3 protein-coding genes are annotated in these 1,161 nt (G+C 58.3%); 2 read left to right on the top strand and 1 reads right to left on the bottom strand.

Annotated elements, in window-relative coordinates; translation table 11 throughout:
- Positions 1 to 386 precede the first annotated feature (386 nt).
- Both OQK_RS00820 and OQK_RS00815 read left to right on the top strand, forming a co-directional pair.
- Entirely contained in the window at positions 387 to 581 is a 195-nt protein-coding gene (locus OQK_RS00820) for a hypothetical protein (RefSeq protein WP_016770691.1), read from the top strand.
- Between the two features lie 103 nt (positions 582 to 684).
- Entirely contained in the window at positions 685 to 867 is a 183-nt protein-coding gene (locus OQK_RS00815; RefSeq protein ID WP_016770690.1) for a hypothetical protein, read from the top strand.
- Here OQK_RS00815 and OQK_RS00810 read toward each other — a convergent pair.
- Positions 864 to 1,161: AI-2E family transporter (locus OQK_RS00810; protein WP_038860174.1), on the bottom strand; the 298-nt coding region annotated here is incomplete at its 5' end. The genes OQK_RS00815 and OQK_RS00810 overlap by 4 nt on opposite strands.

The following is a 1,161-nucleotide window of genomic DNA, read 5'->3' as shown; positions in this document are numbered from 1 at the left end:
CCACCGGTCTATTACCAGCCGGCGCCGGTGTATGTACAACAACCGGTCTACGTGCAGCCGGCCCCCGTCTATTACGGCCCGCCTCGTGGTTATTACGGTCGGCCCCACGGCTACTACGGCGGCCCGCATGGCTACTACGGCGGTCCACGCTGGTAAGCGCAACACAGAGCCCTGCTTTCGAGCGGGGCTTTTTTATGACCGCTGGTCGGCCAACGTCTGAAAAAATCTCGCCAAGGTCGCTGTGAGGACAGTTCGAGCAGCTAAAGTCGGCATGATGGAATCGACCGTAGAGATTTTTTTCATCAAAAGGTCACCGCTTTGTCATGACGGAACCGCAATCTGAATCCGTCCGTAAACAACAGATCGATAACAACAAGGACGACTGTATGCCCACACAAAACCCGCACCGCATAGTCGGTCTGTGCACCTCGAGCAAGGTGTACAGCGCACTTACCGAGCTCAAGCATCTGGAAGGCCATCGCTGCGCCAAGCTGCTGTCCCTGCTCGCCGAAAACCTCGTGCACAAGGGCCTGCTCAATGAGCGCGAAGTCATGCACATGCTCGATCAAGTGGTCGAATGACGCCAGACCTCACTGGCATCAATGACCACTATCGAAAGCGTTGATTGTCCGTCGTGCCGGCAAATCCCTAAGGTAGCCCCATCAGTTTGATGGAGGTTTTCCCATGGCACAGGTTCAAATCATGTCGGTGATCGGCAGCGCAGTTCCCGCTTCGCTGCGTGCATCCGGTTTGCTCGCTTGCTGGTATCTGGTGCGCGATGGCGAGCCGATCAGCGGCCCGCTCACCTCCTTGCCAGCAGCACAGGCCTTGTCGCAACAAGTCGCCAGCAATACGTTTCATGCCTAAGGCAGCTGCACCTTGGGCTTGGTCTCGACGAACAGCGCCCAGCTCGACAGGAACAACGCGGCAATCAGCGGTCCGATCACAAAGCCGTTGAGGCCGAAGACCGCGAGGCCGCCGAGGGTGGAAACCAGAATCAGGTAATCAGGCATCTTGGTATCTTTGCCGACCAGGATCGGGCGCAGCACGTTGTCGACCAGGCCAATCACGAATACGCCGAACAAGCCCAGCACCACGCCCTGCCAGATCATGCCGCTGAGCAGGAAGTACACCGCCACCGGCGCCCAGACAATCCCCGCG

The sequence above is a fragment of the Pseudomonas sp. R62 genome (assembly GCF_000257605.1).
GTDB classification, from domain to species: domain Bacteria; phylum Pseudomonadota; class Gammaproteobacteria; order Pseudomonadales; family Pseudomonadaceae; genus Aquipseudomonas; species Aquipseudomonas atacamensis.
This window is presented reverse-complemented; position numbering and strand designations above follow the sequence as displayed.